Annotated in this window: 18 protein-coding genes; 13 read left to right on the top strand and 5 right to left on the bottom strand. The window is 62.2% G+C overall.

Going from position 1 to position 16,155, the window contains the following annotated elements:
* Positions 1–39: 39 nt before the first annotated feature.
* Positions 40–1,383, top strand: a complete 1,344-nt coding sequence (gene pmbA / locus EGI20_RS01415; RefSeq protein ID WP_498629035.1) for a metalloprotease PmbA — start codon at positions 40–42, stop codon at positions 1,381–1,383.
* A 71-nt stretch (positions 1,384–1,454) separates the two neighbouring features.
* A complete protein-coding gene (locus EGI20_RS01410; protein WP_498629033.1) occupies positions 1,455–1,949 on the top strand; it encodes a disulfide bond formation protein B in 495 nt (164 codons plus the stop codon).
* Positions 1,950–2,230: 281 nt separating this feature from the next.
* Here EGI20_RS01410 and EGI20_RS01405 read toward each other — a convergent pair whose 3' ends face one another.
* Together EGI20_RS01405 and EGI20_RS01400 are read right to left on the bottom strand one after the other, a co-directional pair.
* Complete coding sequence (locus EGI20_RS01405) at positions 2,231–2,947, bottom strand: pirin family protein (protein WP_498629031.1); 717 nt, start codon at positions 2,945–2,947, stop codon at positions 2,231–2,233.
* Positions 2,948–3,036: 89 nt separating this feature from the next.
* Positions 3,037–3,615 (bottom strand): flavodoxin family protein, encoded by a 579-nt coding sequence (locus EGI20_RS01400; protein ID WP_498629029.1) that lies wholly within the window; start codon positions 3,613–3,615, stop codon positions 3,037–3,039.
* Between the two features lie 378 nt (positions 3,616–3,993).
* Between EGI20_RS01400 and EGI20_RS01395 the strand changes: the two genes are divergently transcribed.
* Complete coding sequence (locus EGI20_RS01395) at positions 3,994–4,356, top strand: hypothetical protein (protein WP_498629028.1); 363 nt, start codon at positions 3,994–3,996, stop codon at positions 4,354–4,356.
* Positions 4,357–4,569: 213 nt separating this feature from the next.
* Here EGI20_RS01395 and EGI20_RS01390 read toward each other — a convergent pair whose 3' ends face one another.
* On the bottom strand, positions 4,570–6,813 hold the full coding sequence (locus EGI20_RS01390) for a heavy metal translocating P-type ATPase (protein WP_498629026.1): 2,244 nt from the start codon (positions 6,811–6,813) through the stop codon (positions 4,570–4,572).
* Positions 6,814–6,893: 80 nt separating this feature from the next.
* Between EGI20_RS01390 and cadR the strand changes: the two genes are divergently transcribed.
* The gene (gene cadR / locus EGI20_RS01385) at positions 6,894–7,325 is read left to right on the top strand and encodes a Cd(II)/Pb(II)-responsive transcriptional regulator (protein WP_124735318.1); all 432 of its coding nucleotides are present in this window, start codon (positions 6,894–6,896) and stop codon (positions 7,323–7,325) included.
* A 225-nt stretch (positions 7,326–7,550) separates the two neighbouring features.
* On the opposite strand, the gene EGI20_RS01380 is transcribed toward cadR, so the two are convergent.
* Together EGI20_RS01380 and tsaD are read right to left on the bottom strand one after the other, a co-directional pair.
* Positions 7,551–9,464, bottom strand: coding sequence for an ATP-binding cassette domain-containing protein (locus EGI20_RS01380; RefSeq protein ID WP_498629023.1), 1,914 nt, complete (start codon positions 9,462–9,464; stop codon positions 7,551–7,553).
* 94 nt (positions 9,465–9,558) lie between these two features.
* Complete coding sequence (tsaD, locus tag EGI20_RS01375; protein WP_498629089.1) at positions 9,559–10,584, bottom strand: tRNA (adenosine(37)-N6)-threonylcarbamoyltransferase complex transferase subunit TsaD; 1,026 nt, start codon at positions 10,582–10,584, stop codon at positions 9,559–9,561.
* 148 nt (positions 10,585–10,732) lie between these two features.
* Between tsaD and EGI20_RS01370 the strand changes: the two genes are divergently transcribed.
* The 9 genes from EGI20_RS01370 (at position 10,733) to EGI20_RS01330 (ending at position 16,152) form a co-directional block, all read left to right on the top strand.
* Complete coding sequence (locus tag EGI20_RS01370; RefSeq protein ID WP_160795256.1) at positions 10,733–11,149, top strand: OsmC family protein; 417 nt, start codon at positions 10,733–10,735, stop codon at positions 11,147–11,149.
* A 67-nt stretch (positions 11,150–11,216) separates the two neighbouring features.
* Positions 11,217–11,867 (top strand): fumarylacetoacetate hydrolase family protein, encoded by a 651-nt coding sequence (locus EGI20_RS01365; protein ID WP_498629021.1) that lies wholly within the window; start codon positions 11,217–11,219, stop codon positions 11,865–11,867.
* Entirely contained in the window at positions 11,867–12,277 is a 411-nt protein-coding gene (locus tag EGI20_RS01360; protein WP_498629019.1) for an RNA-binding S4 domain-containing protein, read from the top strand. Before EGI20_RS01365 ends, EGI20_RS01360 begins: the two co-directional genes overlap by 1 nt.
* Positions 12,278–12,358: 81 nt before the next feature.
* Positions 12,359–12,625, top strand: coding sequence for a hypothetical protein (locus EGI20_RS01355; RefSeq protein WP_124735304.1), 267 nt, complete (start codon positions 12,359–12,361; stop codon positions 12,623–12,625).
* Between the two features lie 124 nt (positions 12,626–12,749).
* Positions 12,750–13,229 (top strand): PPC domain-containing DNA-binding protein, encoded by a 480-nt coding sequence (locus EGI20_RS01350; protein WP_498629018.1) that lies wholly within the window; start codon positions 12,750–12,752, stop codon positions 13,227–13,229.
* Complete coding sequence (locus tag EGI20_RS01345) at positions 13,226–13,801, top strand: ECF transporter S component (protein ID WP_124735303.1); 576 nt, start codon at positions 13,226–13,228, stop codon at positions 13,799–13,801. The genes EGI20_RS01350 and EGI20_RS01345 overlap by 4 nt, the downstream gene beginning before the upstream one ends.
* A complete protein-coding gene (locus EGI20_RS01340) occupies positions 13,801–14,508 on the top strand; it encodes an energy-coupling factor transporter transmembrane component T (RefSeq protein ID WP_498629016.1) in 708 nt (235 codons plus the stop codon). The genes EGI20_RS01345 and EGI20_RS01340 overlap by 1 nt, the downstream gene beginning before the upstream one ends.
* On the top strand, positions 14,499–15,344 hold the full coding sequence (locus EGI20_RS01335) for an energy-coupling factor ABC transporter ATP-binding protein (protein WP_498629014.1): 846 nt from the start codon (positions 14,499–14,501) through the stop codon (positions 15,342–15,344). The genes EGI20_RS01340 and EGI20_RS01335 overlap by 10 nt, the downstream gene beginning before the upstream one ends.
* Positions 15,337–16,152: an energy-coupling factor ABC transporter ATP-binding protein gene (locus tag EGI20_RS01330; protein WP_498629013.1), complete on the top strand. Its 816-nt coding sequence runs from the start codon at positions 15,337–15,339 to the stop codon at positions 16,150–16,152. Before EGI20_RS01335 ends, EGI20_RS01330 begins: the two co-directional genes overlap by 8 nt.
* The last annotated feature ends 3 nt before the right edge of the window (positions 16,153–16,155 follow it).

Raw genomic sequence — 16,155 nt, 5'->3', positions numbered from 1 at the left:
ATTCGCCGTGGTGCCGGCTCCCACTACACAAAGGTTAATATGGCAGACTCTGCGTTCAGTTTCAGTCGTGCGGCTCTGGAGGCCGTGAGTGCGCGTGTGCTTGATCTGGCCCACAAGGCAGGCGCGAGTGCTTGCGAGGTCGATGTATCCGAAGCCTGCGGCCAGTCGGTCAATGTCCGTCTGGGCGAAGTCGAAACCATCGAGTACAACCAGGACAAGGGGGCGACCGTCACCGTGTATCTGGGGCAGAAAAAAGGCCACGCCAGCACCTCCGATTTTTCCGAGACGGCGCTGGCCGATACGGTAGCTGCCGCGATCAATATTGCGCGCTTTACCGGCGAGGATGAAAGTGCCGGTCTGGCTGATCCGGCCTTGCTGGCCAGTGACTTTCCCGAGCTTGATCTGTATCACCCGTGGAATCTTCCGGTCGAAGAGGCCATTGCCCATGCGCTGGCCTGCGAAAACGCCGCCCGCGGCGTGGATGCGCGCATCAGCAATTCCGAAGGCGCAGGTGTTTCCAGTCAGGTCAGCCAGTTTGTCTACGCCAATAGCAACGGCTTTATGGCCGGCTTCCCCGGTTCGCGCCACAGCATTTCCGCCGCCGTGATAGCCAGCGACCAGGGCGCGATGCAGCGCGACTACTGGTACAGCTCGGCGCGTAATGCCGGTGATCTGGATGCTTTCGATGCCGTCGGACGCATTGCCGGCGAGCGCGCCGTGCGCCGTTTGGGCGGGCGCAGCATCAAGACCGGCAGTTATCCGGTCCTGTTCGAAGCACCAGTGGCTTCGTCCCTGATCGGCCATCTGGTCAGTGCGGTCAGCGGTGGCAGCCTGTACCGCAAATCCAGCTTCCTGCTGGATTCGCTGGGAACCCAAGTGCTCGCGCCTTGCGTCACCATCGATGAAGACCCGTTTGTAATGCGCGGCTTTGCCTCGACCCCGTTCGATAGCGAAGGGGTAGCCACTCATGCGCGCCGTCTGGTCGATCAGGGTGTGCTGAACGGCTATTTCCTTGGTTCTTATTCTGCACGCAAGCTGGGCATGCAAAGCACCGGTAATGCCGGTGGCAGCCACAACCTGCTGGTGCATACCACTGGCGAGAGCTTTGACGAGCTGCTGCGCAATATGGGCACGGGCTTGCTGGTGACCGAGCTCTTGGGTCACGGCCTGAATCTGGTGACCGGCGACTATTCGCGCGGCGCAGCCGGTTTCTGGGTGGAAAACGGCGTGATCGCCTACCCGGTGGAAGAAATCACCATTGCCGGCAATCTGGCCGATATGTTCAAGCACATCAGCGCCATCGGTAGCGATGTCATGGTGCGTGGCGGCAAGCATTGCGGCTCGATTCTGCTGGAGCGCATGATGGTGGCCGGCAGCGAGTAAATGTTGCCCGTCATGACAAAATAAAAAATACGAGGCCGGCGCGAGCCGGCTTTTCTGTGTTGGGAGGGGGTATGAAATTGGATTTGTTCAGCCGGCGTGCCGGCTTCTTGTTGCTGGCGCTGGCCTGCGCCGGTGCCATGGGCTTTGCCCTGTTTGCGCAGTATGTGTTGGGACTGGAGCCATGTCCGATGTGCATCATGCAGCGCATCGCGGTGATCGCGACCGGGATCTTTGCCCTGCTCGCGGCTTTGTTGCCCTTGTGTCAGGCGCGGTTAGCCGGGGTGCTGGCACTCTTGTCGTCGCTGGCCGGCGGCGCGGTGGCCGCGCGCCAGGTGTGGTTGCAGCAACTGCCGTGGGATCAGGTGCCGGCTTGCGGGCCGGGGCTGGACTATATGCTGGAAACCATGCCTTTGTGGAGCGTGTTTTCCAAGGTGCTCAAGGGCTCGGGCGAGTGCGCCGTTGTTGACTGGACCTTGTTCGGCCTGTCGATGCCGATGTGGAGTGGCCTGTTTTTTGCCGCCTCGCTGGGCTTTACCCTGTTTCTTTTGTGGCGTAGCCGCAGCTAAGGCAAATCGTCTGCCGGTCTTGGACTATCCTTGCTCACTTGCTGTGTCTTTGGGCGGCAGGCCGTCTTGCCCGCGCTTGTCGTTCCACGTTTTGGCTGCATGGCTGCCATCGCAGGACGGCTTGTTTTGCGGATGAACGGCTGGATGAGTGGTGGCTTCTCGTACCCCAGATAGGGGCCATTTTTTAGGGCTTACGATGCGCTCGCCCGGCTCGCTTCACGCGCGCCGGGCGCGACAGCAGAATCCTGACGCAGGCTGCTCTTCCTCTGGCATGGTTGTCTTCAGCGCTCGGGACCTTCGTTTGGGCGCAGATCAAATACCAGCACCTCGGCATCTTCGCCGTCGCTGAAAGTCAGCAAGGTTTCATCGCGGATACGGGCACCATCGCCGGCGGAAAAAGGCTGGCCATTGACGCTGAGTGTGCCGCGCGCGACGTGAACATAGGCATAGCGCTGGTCAAGCGGCAGGCTGGCCGTCTCACCGGCATCAAACAGGCCGGCATACACCCGCACATCCTGCCAGACCGGCAAGGCATCGTCGGCATCGTCAGGCGAAATGATCAGGCGCAGACGGCCACGGCGTTCCTCTGGCGGGAAGTGGCGCTGCTGGTAGCGTACCGGCCCGCCCTTACGGTCGGGGACGATCCATATCTGCAGAAAATGCACGCGCTCGTTATCCGAGGCGTTGTATTCGCTATGAAACACGCCGCTGCCGGCGCTCATCATCTGCACATCGCCCGGTCGGCACACTTCCTCGTGTCCGGCCGAGTCCTTGTGCGCCAGCCCGCCGGACAGCACATAGGAAAAAATTTCCATATTGCGGTGCGGGTGGGTGCCAAAGCCCTGACCCGGTTCGACCGTGTCGTCGTTGATTACCAGCAGGTCGGAAAAACCGGTTTGTTGCGCATCGTAGTAATGGCTGAAAGAGAAGGTGTGGTACGAATGCAGCCAACCCAGTTGCGATAGTCCGCGCATCTTGGCGCGTCGAAATTCGATCATGCTGTCCTCCTTTGGGTTGCGGCCGGCAAGCCAGTCCTCCGGCCGATCTTTATCTGCCGAGCCCGTCCGTTATTTGCTGGCGCATATCTTCAAGCAGCATGCCAGCGCAGCAAGGCATTCGCTACCCTGATGCCGAACTGGTGGCCGGTTGCGAGGTCTCCGGGCAAAGGTCCCTCGTCGGGGCTGGCATCCGAGGGCGACTGGGCGATGGCGCCGGCGTAGGAACCCAGCCAGTTGATGTCGTTGCGCTGGGCGGCCTTGCTATTGGAGGGCAGCATGCCCGAGCCCACCCACAGCATGCCGTGCTGCATGGCCAGCGTAATGAAGTAGTGCAAGGTCGAATGCTTGTCGCCGTTGACGCTGGCCGAGTTGGTAAAGCCGGCGGCCAGCTTGTCTTTCCACACCTGCCCAAACCAGCGCCGGCTGCTGGTGTCGGCAAACTTCTTGAACTGCCAGGACGCCCCGCCCATATAGGTCGGGCTGCCGAAGATAATCCCGTCCATGCCGTCAAGCCGCGTCCATGCTTCATCGCTTAACTCGCCCTGTGCGTCCAGCGCGAGCAGTGCAAGATCGATGCCGGCAACGCTGGCGGCACCTGCTGCGACGGCCTCGGCCAGCTTGGCGGTATGGCCATAACCACTGTGATAAACGATTGCCAGTTTAGGCATTGGGATGCTCCTGCTCGAGATGGAGTAGATAGGCGCTTATGGCGCGCCGGTATCCGCGCGCGTCGGCATGCTCATGGTGTGCTGCCCTCATCGTTGTATGACATTTTCCGGGCAAATGCCGATTGCCTGCTGATGCACCCGCAGGATGCCGCCACCCGCAGTATCGTCGGTGCGCTCCGGCTTGAGTGTTGTTCTCTTCAACATTTACAAGATCAAGCCCGCCTGAAAACGTCCAGGAAAGCGTCTAATATCCCTGATTTTGTCCAGGCGATACGTTGTCATGAAAATTAGCTTGATTTTGGCGATGCGCCGGATTCTGTTGTCGATGGCACTGCGTGCTTTGCGGCAGCTCGGCTTTTTCAAGCTGCAGGTGCTGTCATGAGCGCACGCGTGTTGATGGATGCGCTATGCCTGCTTTTATGTCTTGCCTGTGCGCTCTGGGTGGGGCGGATGTTTATTCCTGCCGATTGCGGTGGCCCGGGTACGCTGTCGCTGTTGTTTCAGCTACTGCTGTTCGCACCGCTTTATCTATTGGCGTTGGCGTTGCTGACCTTGCAGCGGCCGCATCTTAACCGGCTGCTGGCGCTGGCGGTCTCGCTGCCTGCATGGCTGATGCCATATTTGCCGCTTGCAGTGACTGGGGAGTGCTATGCCGTTCCGCCTGACTGGCTGGGCGGGGTGATGCTGGTGCTCGGTGTCCTTGCCTGGGGCATGCCTGGGCTGCGCCGGCGCTATGGCTGACGGGCTAGCAAGTCATTATCGCTGTGGTGCAATAGCGCTTGACCATCAAATCATGCCGGCAGTTGGTACTGGCGGGTATGTTTTAAAGGCTTGCCTGTTTTTTAGTCAGTTTCTGCCAAGCCTTGTCGTGGCAAGGCCTGGCCGCGCTTATCCACAGCCTGCCCCCAGCTTTGTGCGCTGTCTTTGTGGGTGAGTGTGGATAGCGTGCCGTCTTTACCCCACCTGTTTTTGCAGCAGGCGCAAACCGTTGGCAATTACCAGCAAACTTGCACCCATATCGGCGAACACCGCCATCCACATGGTGCCCATGCCGGCGAGGGTAAGTAGCAAAAACACCGCCTTGATGCCCAGCGCCAGTGCGATGTTCTGCAGCAGCACGGCATGGCAGCGGCGCGACAGGCGGATAAAGGCCGGCAGTTTGGCCAGATCGTCATCCATCAGTGCCACATCGGCGGTTTCGATGGCGGTGTCGGTGCCGGCTGCGCCCATGGCAAAGCCGATATCGGCGCGCGCCAGCGCCGGCGCATCGTTAATGCCGTCGCCCACCATGCCGGTCACGCCTAGTGCGCAATAGGCGGCGACCGCATCCAGCTTGTCCTGCGGCAGCAACTGGCCGCGAGCGTCATCTATGCCTGCCACATCAGCGATGGTGCGTACGGTGTGGGCATTGTCGCCGCTCAGTATTACGGTCTTGACCCCCAGATCGTGCAACTGGGCAATGGCGGACCGGCTACCTGCTTTGATGGTGTCGGCCATGGCAAACAGCGCCAGTACCCGCGTCTCATCCGCAAGCAGGGTCACGCTTTTGCCTTGCTGCTCCAGTTTGGCGATTTCGCCGTTGATTGTGGCGTTGCTCAGTGCTCGCTCCTGCATCAGCCGGTGCTGGCCAAGGGTGTAGCTTTTGCCTGCGAGCGTGCCGCTGATGCCTTGCCCGGGTAAGGCGGAAAAATCGCTGACCCCAAGCGCTGGCGCGCCATCATCTGCCAGCGCCTGCACAATGGCACGCGAGGCTGGGTGATCGGAGCGCGTGGCCAGGCTGAGCGCTACCTCGCGAATGGCGGCTTCGTCGTGCGCATTGAAAAACAGGGTGTCGGTCAGCTCGGGGCGGCCATGGGTGAGGGTGCCGGTCTTGTCCAGTGCCAGCCACTTGAGCTTGCGTCCGGCTTCTAAAAATGCACCGCCCTTGATCAGGATGCCGGCGCGTGCCGCCGCCGTGAGCGCGCTGACGATGGTGACCGGAGTAGAAATCACCAGCGCGCACGGGCAGGCAATTACCAGCAAGACCAGTGCCTTGTAGATCCAGTCATGCCAGTTGCCATCCAGTAGCAGCGGCGGGAGCAGGGCGGTTGCGAGCGCCAGCGCGAAGATGAGCGGGGTGTAAACGCGGGCAAAGCGGTCGATAAAGCGCTGCATCGGTGCGCGCGCGCCTTGTGCCTGTTCGACCGCGTGCACGATGCGTGCCAGTGTCGAATGGTCGGCGCGGCTAGTTGCGCGGTATTCCAGCTCGCCGGCCTGGTTGATGGTGCCGGCAAATACGTTGTCGCCTATGCCTTTTTCCACCGGCAGGCTCTCGCCGGTGATGGGGGCCTGGTTGATGGTGGACTGCCCGGCCGTCACCACGCCATCCAGCGCGATACGCTCGCCGGGGCGTACCCGTATCAGGCATCCCGCTTCCAGCGTTTTGGCGTCGCGTATCTGCCATATGCCGTCTTCGCCCTGTACGGTGGCCGTTTCCGGGCTCAGCTGCATCAGCGCGCGCAGCGCATGGCGCGCCCTGTCCAGCGATAGCGCCTCGATGCGTTCGGCCAGGGTAAACAGCACCATGACCATGGCCGCCTCCGGCCACTGGCCGATCAGTGCCGCGCCGGTGACGGCAATGCTCATCAGGGCATTGATGTTGAGTTCGCCATGGCGCAGCGAGATCCAGCCTTTTTTGTAGGTCGACAGGCCGCACAGGGCGATGGCAGCGATGGCGCAGGCAGCGGCCAGCAGCGTGCTTTGCCCTGTCCAGTGGGCGACTTCTGCCAATAGCGCCATCAGGGCGGCGCCAGAGAGCGGCCACCAGGCGGTTTTGACGACCGGGCTTTCTTGTGCGGGCGCATCGTCCGGTAATGGCTCGGCCTGCATGCCCAGCGTGCTGATGGCCTGCACGATTGCGTCCTGCATTTCGCCGTTATGCACCACGGTCAGCACCCGCTGCATCAGGTTGAATTGCAGCGTGGCAATGCCGCTCATGCTGCCCAGTTTCTTGCGCAGCAGCGCTTCTTCAACCGGACAATCCATCGCCGCGATATAAAAGCGGCTGCGAGTGTGGCCGGGTGGAACGGCTGGCCTGGTTTCGGGCGCTTCTGGCGCCGCGTCATGGCAGGCGCCGCTGCAGCAAGTGGCGCGCTCGTGTCTGGTGGTGTCAGGCGTTAGGGGCGAGTGCGGGGCAGTATGGTGAGTACGGTAATGCATGATGACATCCGCTGGATTCTGTTATGGTGTATTGCACACCCTGAAGCGACTACAGGGTCAAGCATGAATCGAGGCAGAAGATGAAAATAGGTGAATTGGCGCAACTGGGCCGTTGCACGGTAGAGACGGTGCGTTACTACGAGAAGGCGGGCTTGCTGGCCACACCCGAGCGCAATGCGGCCAATTACCGCCACTATGGCGCGGCGCATGTCGAGCGTTTGCGTTTTATCCGCAACTGCCGGGCGCTGGATATGACTCATGAAGAAATCCGTGCCTTGCTCGGGCTGATGGATACGCCGGCAGCGCATTGCGGCGAGGTCAACCAGTTGCTGGATGCGCATATCGGCCATGTCGATGCCCGCATACAGGAACTGACCGAACTGAGGGCGCAGCTGACGGATGTACGCCGGCAATGCCACAGCGAACAAGCGGTGTCCGCCTGCGGTATTTTGCAGGGGCTGGCGCAGATGGATGCCGGGGAAAAAAACGGGCGTCACACCCATCTTGGCTAGAGCGGATGCTCGGCTTTTTCATGGGGTTGGATTGCGCCCCGGATTTTGTCTTTATGAAAAAACCGTCGTCAAAACAAGGTGTTGACGACGGTTTTACCGGGGACAGTCCCGGTTTGCCTGGTGGCAGGGGTGCGTGCTGGTGTGTACTGCTTTTTAAATGTGCAACTCGGCCAAACCCTTGTTTTTTAATAGGTTAGACCGGGTTAATTTCATTTATCCACAGGATTATCCCTGTATTTCTGTGGATAGCTGCTCCAGCTGCTCCTGCACATCCATCCATTCTTCCTCGACCTGCTCGATACGGGCGACGGTTTCACCCTGCTTTTGCAGGGTTTCGGTCAGCCGGCTCTTGTTGGCGGCGCTATACGCGTCTTCACTGGCAAGAAAAGCCTCCAGCTCGTTTTTCTCGCGGTTAAGCTTGTCCATCTCCTTTTCCAGCTTGTCCAGACGCGTAGTCAGCGGTTTTTTCAGCGCATTGAGCCGTTTGCGCTCGTCGGCTTGCAGGCGCTTTTCTTCCTTGCGCGTGATGCCGCTGCTGCTATCGGCACTGCTGGGCTTGCCGCTATCGGCCAGTTCGGCGATGCGCTGCTGGCGGTAGTCTTCCAGGTCGCCATCAAACGGCGTGACCGCGCCGCCGCCCACGCGCCAGAATACATCGGTGGTAGCCTCGAGCAAGGAGCGGTCGTGCGAGACCACGATCAGGGCGCCGCCAAAGTCCTGCAAGGCCAGCGTCAGCGCATGGCGCATTTCCAGATCCAGATGGTTGGTCGGTTCATCCAAGAGCAGCAAATTGGGTTTTTGCCATACGATGAGCGCGAGCGCGAGGCGCGATTTTTCACCGCCCGACATAGGCCCGACCGGGGCAGAAACTTCATCACCACGGAAATTGAAGCCGCCCAAGAAGGTGCGCAGCTCCTGCTCGCGCACGGTGGGTGCCAGTTTTTGCAAATGCCACAACGGCGACTCGTCCGGGCGCAGCGTTTCCAGCTGGTGCTGGGCGAAATAGCCGATCTGCAGCATCTGTGCGCCGACAAGTTCGCCCTGTTGCGGCTTGAGTTCGCCCGCCAGCAATTTGACCAGCGTCGACTTGCCCGCGCCGTTGACGCCCAGAAGGCCGATGCGCGCACCGGCTTCGACCGATAGCGTCAGATTGCGAAGTATGGGCGTGTCGCCATAACCGACGCTGACATTTTCCAGCTTGAGCAGCGGATTAGGCAGCTTGTCCGGTGGGGCGAAAGAAAAGTCGAAGGGCGAGTCGGTATGCGCCGGCGCCACGCGTTCCAGCTTTTCCAGCGCCTTGACCCGGCTTTGCGCCTGACGCGCCTTGCTGGCCTTGGCCTTGAAGCGGGTAATAAAGGACTCGAGGTGGGCAATCTGTTTTTGCTGCTTTTGGAAGTCGGATTGCTGGCGCGACAGCTTTTCCGCACGCATGACTTCAAAGCTGCTGTAGTTGCCGGTGTATAGCGTCAGCGTCTGCTGCGCCACTTCGACGATATGGGTGGTGACCGCGTCGAGAAAATCGCGGTCGTGCGAGATCACCAGCAAGGTGCCGGGGTAGGCCACCAGCCAGTCTTCCAGCCACAGCACGGTTTCGATATCGAGGTGGTTGGTCGGCTCGTCCAGCAGCAATAAATCGGAGCGGCACATCAGTGCTTGCGCCAGATTCAGACGCATGCGCCAGCCGCCGGAAAAATCGGACACCGGCCGCGTCTGGCCTTCCTGGCTAAAACCCAGGCCGGTGAGCAGGCGCGCGGCACGCGACTCGGCGGTATAGGCATCGATATGTTCCAGCTCGCCATGCAAGTGGCCGATTTCGACGCCGTCGTTGGCCTGCTCGGCGATCGTGAGTTTTGCCTGCAAGTTGCGCAGCTCATGGTCGCCATCCAGCACATAATCCAGCGCGCTTCTGTTAAGCGCAGGTGTTTCCTGTGCCACATGGGCTACCGTCCAGTGGGCCGGCACCTCGACTTCGCCGGCATCCTGCTGCAACTGGCCCATTAAAAGCGCAAACAGGCTGGATTTGCCGGCACCATTGGCGCCGACCATGCCGATACGGTTGCCGGGGTTAAGGGTAAGGCTGGCGTTAATCAGCAGCTCTTTCAGGCCGCGACGCAGATTGACGTTCTTCAGTTGGATCATGGGTTTCCGCTATGCCGTTTCCGGCAGAAATTCCGCTGCGCCGCGTACCCCAACCATGTTGGCAGGGCATGCGGCGGCATTAAGGTCGGGGCGTTCAGGCTTTGGGCAAGGTGGCCAGATCCCAGCGCGGCTTGACGCTGAAACCGCCGGCGGCATGGGCATACTTCAGGCGCATGGCACCGGCAAAGGCGATCATGGCACCGTTATCGGTGCATAGCGCCATGGGCGGATAGAACACGGCGAAGCGGTATTTGGCCGCTGCAGCATTCAAACCTGCACGCAACTGCTTGTTGGCGCCGACGCCGCCGGCGACCACGATGCGCTTCATGCCGGCTTTTTTCATTGCCTTCAGGCATTTATGCACCAGCACGTCAACGATGGCGTTCTGAAAGGCGCGGCAGATGTCCATGCGCGCCTGCTCGCCGATTTCCCCTTCGCTGGCTTCTACCTGGCGCGTCAGCGTCAGTACCGCCGTTTTCAGGCCGGAGAAGCTCATGTCCAGATTGTCCGAATGCAGCATCGGGCGCGGCAGGGTGAAGCGGTCCGGGTCGCCGGACTCGGCCAGTTGCGACAGGCGCGGGCCACCCGGGTAATCCAGCCCCAGTAGCTTGGCTGTCTTGTCGAAGGCTTCGCCGGCGGCATCATCCAGCGTTTCGCCCAGAATTTCATAGTCGCCTATGCCGCGCACCGCCATGATCTGGGTGTGGCCGCCGGACACCAGTAGCGCCAGAAACGGAAACTCGGGTCGCGATTCGGCCAGTAGCGGCGACAAGAGGTGGCCCTCCAGATGGTGGACTTCGATCACCGGTTTTTTCAGCGAGTAGGCCAGTGCATTGGCAAAACTTGCGCCCACCAGCAAGGCGCCGCCAAGACCCGGCCCCTGGGTGTAGGCGACTGCATCGATGTCGGAGAGCGTTTTTCCGGCTTCTTTCAGGCAGGCCTCGGTGAGCGGCACGACGCGGCGGATATGGTCGCGGCTGGCCAGTTCGGGAACCACGCCGCCGTACTCTGCATGCATCGCCATTTGCGTATGCAGTTGCTGGGCGATCAGCCCGGCTTCGAGGTCGTACAGTGCAACCCCGGTTTCGTCACAAGACGATTCGATTCCCAATACCAGCATGATGGCTTCTTGATAAAACAATCTAAGCATTTTACCGGTGATTCTTTGCCAGCCCAAATCCGAGTGATAGGCTATTCGATTCGGGTGGCCATGTTGGCTGGTAAAATACGGATAAATACAGGTTTTGCGCCTGTCAAAAGGGGAAAAGATGAAAGCCAGGCTGAAGTGGGTAGACGGGGTGTGTTTTATGGCGGAAACCGGTAGCGGGCACGCGGTGGTGATGGATGGTGCACCCGAAGGCGGCGGGCGTAATCTGGGGCCGCGTCCGATGGAGCTGTTATTGGTCGGCACCGCCGGCTGCACCAGCTATGACGTTTTGTCCATCCTGAAAAAATCGCGCCAGGAAGTGACGGACTGCTGGGTGGAGATGGAGGCCGAGCGTGCGGAAACCGAGCCCAAAATCTTCACCAAAATCCATTTCCACTTCGTCGTCACCGGGCGCGGCCTGAAAAGCGATGCCGTCGAACGCGCGATCCGCCTGTCGGCGGAAAAATACTGTTCGGCCTCCATCATGCTGGGCAAGAGCGCCGACATTACGCATGACTTCGAAATCCGCGAAGATTAAGCCGGCACTCGATAGCGGGGGCGGCTTCGTGGAATAATCGGCCGTATCAAACTACGAGGTAAGCGCCATGGCCGAATTGCTGGTCGATACCGTCCCGTTCCGGGTGGGCAATATTTTCTGCATCGGGCGCAATTACGCCGCCCATGCCGCCGAGCTTGGCAATGCACTGGAAGAAGAGCCGCTGGTGTTTCTCAAGCCCACCTCGGCGCTGATCGGCGAGGACGCGCCCATCACGCTGCCGGCCTATTCGCAGGATGTGCAGCACGAGGCCGAGCTGGTGGTGCTGATAGGCAAGGGCGGGGCCGATATTGCCGAGGCCGAGGCGTTGCAACATGTCGCCGCCTACGGCATCGGGCTGGATCTGACTGCGCGTGACGTGCAGGCCGAGGCCAAGCGCAAGGGCCTGCCCTGGGTCAAGGCCAAGGGCTTTCGCACGGCGGCCTGCGTGTCGGCACTGGTGGATGCGCGCCGCGTGCCCGATCCGCAAGCCCTGCATTTTTCGCTGACGGTGAATGGCGAAACACGGCAGCAGGGTGACACGGCCATGATGCTGTTCTCGGTGGCAAACATTGTCAGCACGCTGTCGCGTATTTATGGCCTGACCGAGGGTGATCTGATCTACACCGGCACACCGGCCGGCGTGTCGGCTCTGGCGTCGGGCGACACGGTTGCCGTGCAGCTTGATGGGCTGGTGAGTGCAGCCTGGAGGGTGGCGTAATGGCGCGTGGCAAGGCGGTAGAGCAGGAAGACGACAGCCGCTTGCGGCTGGATAAATGGTTGTGGGCGGCGCGGTTTTTCAAGACGCGCGCGCTGTCGCACGAGGCCATCGAGCTTGGGCGCATCGAAGTGAATGGCGAGCGGGTCAAGGCATCGCGCGTGGTGCGCGAGGGCGATGTGCTGGACATGAAAATCCAGCAATTGCCGTGGCGGGTCACCGTATTGCAACTGTCCGGCCAGCGCCGGCCAGCCAGGGAAGCGCAGCTGATGTATGCCGAAGACGCCGAAATCAAGGCCGCGCGCGAGGAAAAAATGTTGCTGCTCAAAGCCGAGCACGCCAGCTTTCCGCATGGCGAGGGGCGGCCGACCAAGCGGTCGCGGCGCGAGATCGACAAGTTTCGCGGTGGTTAAGGTGCGCTTGCCTGCGGTGCGTGGCGGGTTTATTCTGCACCGCTTCATAAGCTTTCCCTTGTGCGCTGCGGCGCACGTCCTATGCGTAAACCCGATACCCGTGCGGCCATGTACGCGCTGATTGCCCAGGTGCGCGCGGCCATGCCGTTTCATCTGCCGGTGGCGGCCATCTGCCAGGGGCTATGCAATGGCTGCTCGAAAAAGTTGCTGGAGTTTCTTGATGTCGAGCTGCTTGACTGGCAGGCACGGCTGGATGCCGGCGAAATGCCCAAGCTTGGCGAAATCGACAAACTCGCGCGCCTGAGCGGCAAGGTCTACAAGGTCTTGCAGCGCAATCAGCTGGTGTAGCAGCGTGTTCACGATTTTCTGAGCTGCATCGTCAGAGAAAAACTGTAAGCGGGTATTGCGCCAGCGCTCGCAGTTCTTCCACCAGCGCCTGTTTATTTCCAGCAAACGAATATGAGGCTTTTGCATGAATACAGATAGTCACCGCCCAGACGCGCTGCCGCTACCGGGCGTGCACATGCAGCACGCGCATTTTTCCGTGCTGCGCTTGCGTCCCGGAGACGACTTGCTGGCTGCACTTGATAGCTGGGTCGCCGAGCATCAGGTGCAGGCAGGCTGGGTTGCCGGCGTGGTCGGCAGCCTGAGCACCGCCGCGCTGCGCTTTGCCGGGCAGCCGGACGCCACGCTGCTGCAGGATGCTTTCGAGATCATTGCCCTGTCCGGCACGCTGGGACAGGATGGTGCCCATTTGCACCTGTCGGTGGCCGATGCGCAAGGCGTGATGCGCGGCGGGCATGTGATGCCAGGCTGCATCGTGCGCACCACTTGTGAGCTGGTGCTGGGCGAGTTGCCGGGTGTGGCGTTCAGTCGCGTGCCTTGCCCGCTGTCCGGCTATGACGAGTTGCAGCCTGTCCTTTTGAATCCTTTACACGAGAACCCGAGATGAACCCATTGTTTTCCACCCGCACCCTGACCCTGATGTCCGCCGGTATCGCCTTCAATATGGTGCTCGGCCAGCTCGCGTCCATGCTCAAACTGCCGATCTTTATCGATGCGATCGGCACCTTCGTGGTGGCCCTGCTGGCCGGCCCGCTGGCTGCGCTGGTGACAGGCTTGGTCACCAACCTGATCTGGGGTGTGCTTACCAGCCCGGTCGCTGCGGCCTTCGCACCGGTGGCGGCGGTCATTGGTCTGGTTGCCGGGCTGTGTGCCCGCGCCGGCGGCTTTCGCTCTTTGCCGCGCGTGCTGTTGTCCAGCCTGCTGGTCACGCTGGCGGTCGTCGTGGTGGCAACCCCGATCCGCGCCTATCTGTTCGGCGGAGCCACCGGCAGCGGTGCCGATTTTGTCGTGGCCTATATGAATGCGCTGGGCAGCAAGCTGCTCGAATCGGTGGCATTTACCGTGTTCGGCGTCAACCTGGTCGACAAGGTGGTCAGTGCACTGATCGCCTGGTTGCTGGTACGCGGCCTGCCCGAGCGCGTGCGCGCGCAGTTCCCGGGCGCGGCTCAGGTACGCTGATGCACCCGTTCACCGGTTTGGCCCTGCTGTTGCCGTTGGGGCTGCTGGCCATGCGTATCGATCTCCCGTCTCTGCTCGCCGTCGCTCTGGCACTGTTGCTGGTGGCGCTAGGGATGCGGCCGCTAGGCGGTGCACGTTTGCGGCAGTGGGCGCTGGTGTTGCTGCCGCTGGCACTGGGCTTGACGCTGGTGCATGGGCGCTATCTTGACAGCTGGCTGGGGCAGGTGGTGGATAACCGCCAGGCGGCCTTGCTGGCGGCGTTACGGCTGTGGTTGCGCGTCGCGATCGTGCTGGCGGCAGCCTTGCTGTGGTTGTCCAGCATCACCACGGCCAGCCTGACGCGCGCGCTGTTTGCCAGTCGCCTGCCGCCCGGTGTGGCCTATCTGCTGGCCAGTCCCTTGCTGTTGTCCGAGCAGCTCAAAGCGAGGCTGGCGGCGGTGTCCGAGGCGCAGGCCGCGCGTGGCGTGGATGTGGCAGCGCCGTTTTTCCGCCGCTGGCGCAGTTTGCTGGCACTGGCCGCGCCGCTGGTGGTGTGGACGTTGAGTGACGTTGGTGAGCGCGCGGCGGCGCTGGACGCGCGGGCGTTCCGCAGCCGTTTGCGCCGCACTACGCTGGACGCGCCACAGCCAGCGATCTGGGAGCGCTGGCTGTGGTATGGCTGCGTGCTGTTGGCGCTGGTTCTGGCCGGGAGTCTGCTATGGCGCTGATGCGTTTTTCCGGCGCGAGCCTGACCCGGCGCGGCGTCACGCAGCCGGCGCTGTCAGGGCTGGACTTTTCTTTGGCACCGGGCGAGGTGCTGGCGGTACTGGGCGGTAGCGGCAGCGGCAAGAGTACGCTGGCTTGCTGGATGGCGGGCTGGGTGCCGCATGCCTTGCCGGCGCAATGCGACGGTACGGCCGTGCTGGGCGCTGAGAGCCTGGCCGGAGCGCAGCCGGCAGCTTGGGCGCAGCGGGTGCAACTGGTGCAGGCCAACCCGTACGCTGCGCTGACCGGCTGCGCGTTCAGCGTGGCGGCCGAGGTGGCGTTCGGGCCGGAGAACCTGGGCTTGGCTGAAGCCGAGATTCGCCGGCGCGTTGCGGCGGCGTTGGCGCTGTGCGAGGCCGACGCGCTGGCCGCGCGCCATCCGGCTTCATTGTCGGGCGGAGAGGCGCAGCGCGTCGCGATTGCGGCTGCGCTGGCGATGCAGCCACAGCTGCTGTTGTTGGACGAGGCGTTCAGCCGGCTGACGCCGGCGGCGGCCACGAGCCTTCTGGGCCGTTTGCATGATCTGTGCCGCGACGGGATGGCGCTGGTGCTGTTCGACAAGCAGTTCGATCTGGCCGCGCGTCACGCCGGGCGCATCCTGCTGCTCGATGGCGGGCAGCAGGTGGCTTTGGGTGGTGCGGTCGAATTGTTCGATGTGGCGCTGACGCAGGTGAGGGCCTGCGACGCGCTGCGGGCTGCGCACCGGGCGCGTCAGGCTGGCGCCTGGCATGCCGAGGTGCCGCCGCCGGTGACGACTGCGACCGTGGCTGCCCGTTTTGGCGAGGTATTACATGGCTGAACCCGTTTTGCAGTTTCGCGATGTCGCATTTTCCTGGACGGATGCGGCGCCCTTGCTGTCAGGCCTGAACCTGAGCGTCGCGCCCGGCGAGTGCCTGGCGCTGGTAGGGCGCAACGGTGCCGGCACGTCGACCCTGTTCAAGCTCGCCTGCGGTCTGCTCAAGCCTGCGGCCGGACAGGTGACGGTAGGCGGGCTGGATACGGTGCAGGCGCGCGCGCCGCAACTGGCGCGACAGGTCGCGCTGATGTTCCAGGAGGCCGAGCGCCAGATCTGCCATGACCTGGTCGAGGCCGAGGTCGCTTTCGCACCGCGTCTGGCCGGGCTGGACGATAGCGAGCTGGCGCTGAAGGTGGCGCGTGCGCTGGAGCTGACCGGTCTTGCCGGGCACGCGCGCTGCCATCCTTTCGATCTGAACGCCGGCGAGCGGCGCTTGCTGACGCTCGCGGCGCTGATTGCTCAGGACACGCCGCTGGTGTTGCTGGACGAGCCGACGCGCGACTTTGACGCTGCGCAGCTGGCGTGTTTCGAGGCATGGCTGGCGCTGGCGCGCAGCGAGGGGCGGGCGCTGCTGTTTATCAGCCACGATCTTGACTTTATTGCCCGCCACGCCAGCCGCGTGCTGCATCTGGACGGTGGTGCCATCGTGGCGGATGGCCCGCCGTGCCGGGTATTGCTGCATCCGGCGCTGCAAGCGCCCGATGCGCTGCCGGCGCCGACCTTGCCGGCCTTGTGCCAGGCGCTGGGTCTGCCGCCCACTGCCGATGCGGACGCTTTTGATGCCGCCTGGCTTGCGCGGCTGCGCGGATAGCTT

This window comes from Aquitalea sp. S1-19, from assembly GCF_024343515.1.
The sequence above is the reverse complement of the archived record's forward strand: the minus strand, read 5'-3'. Positions and strand labels throughout refer to the sequence as shown.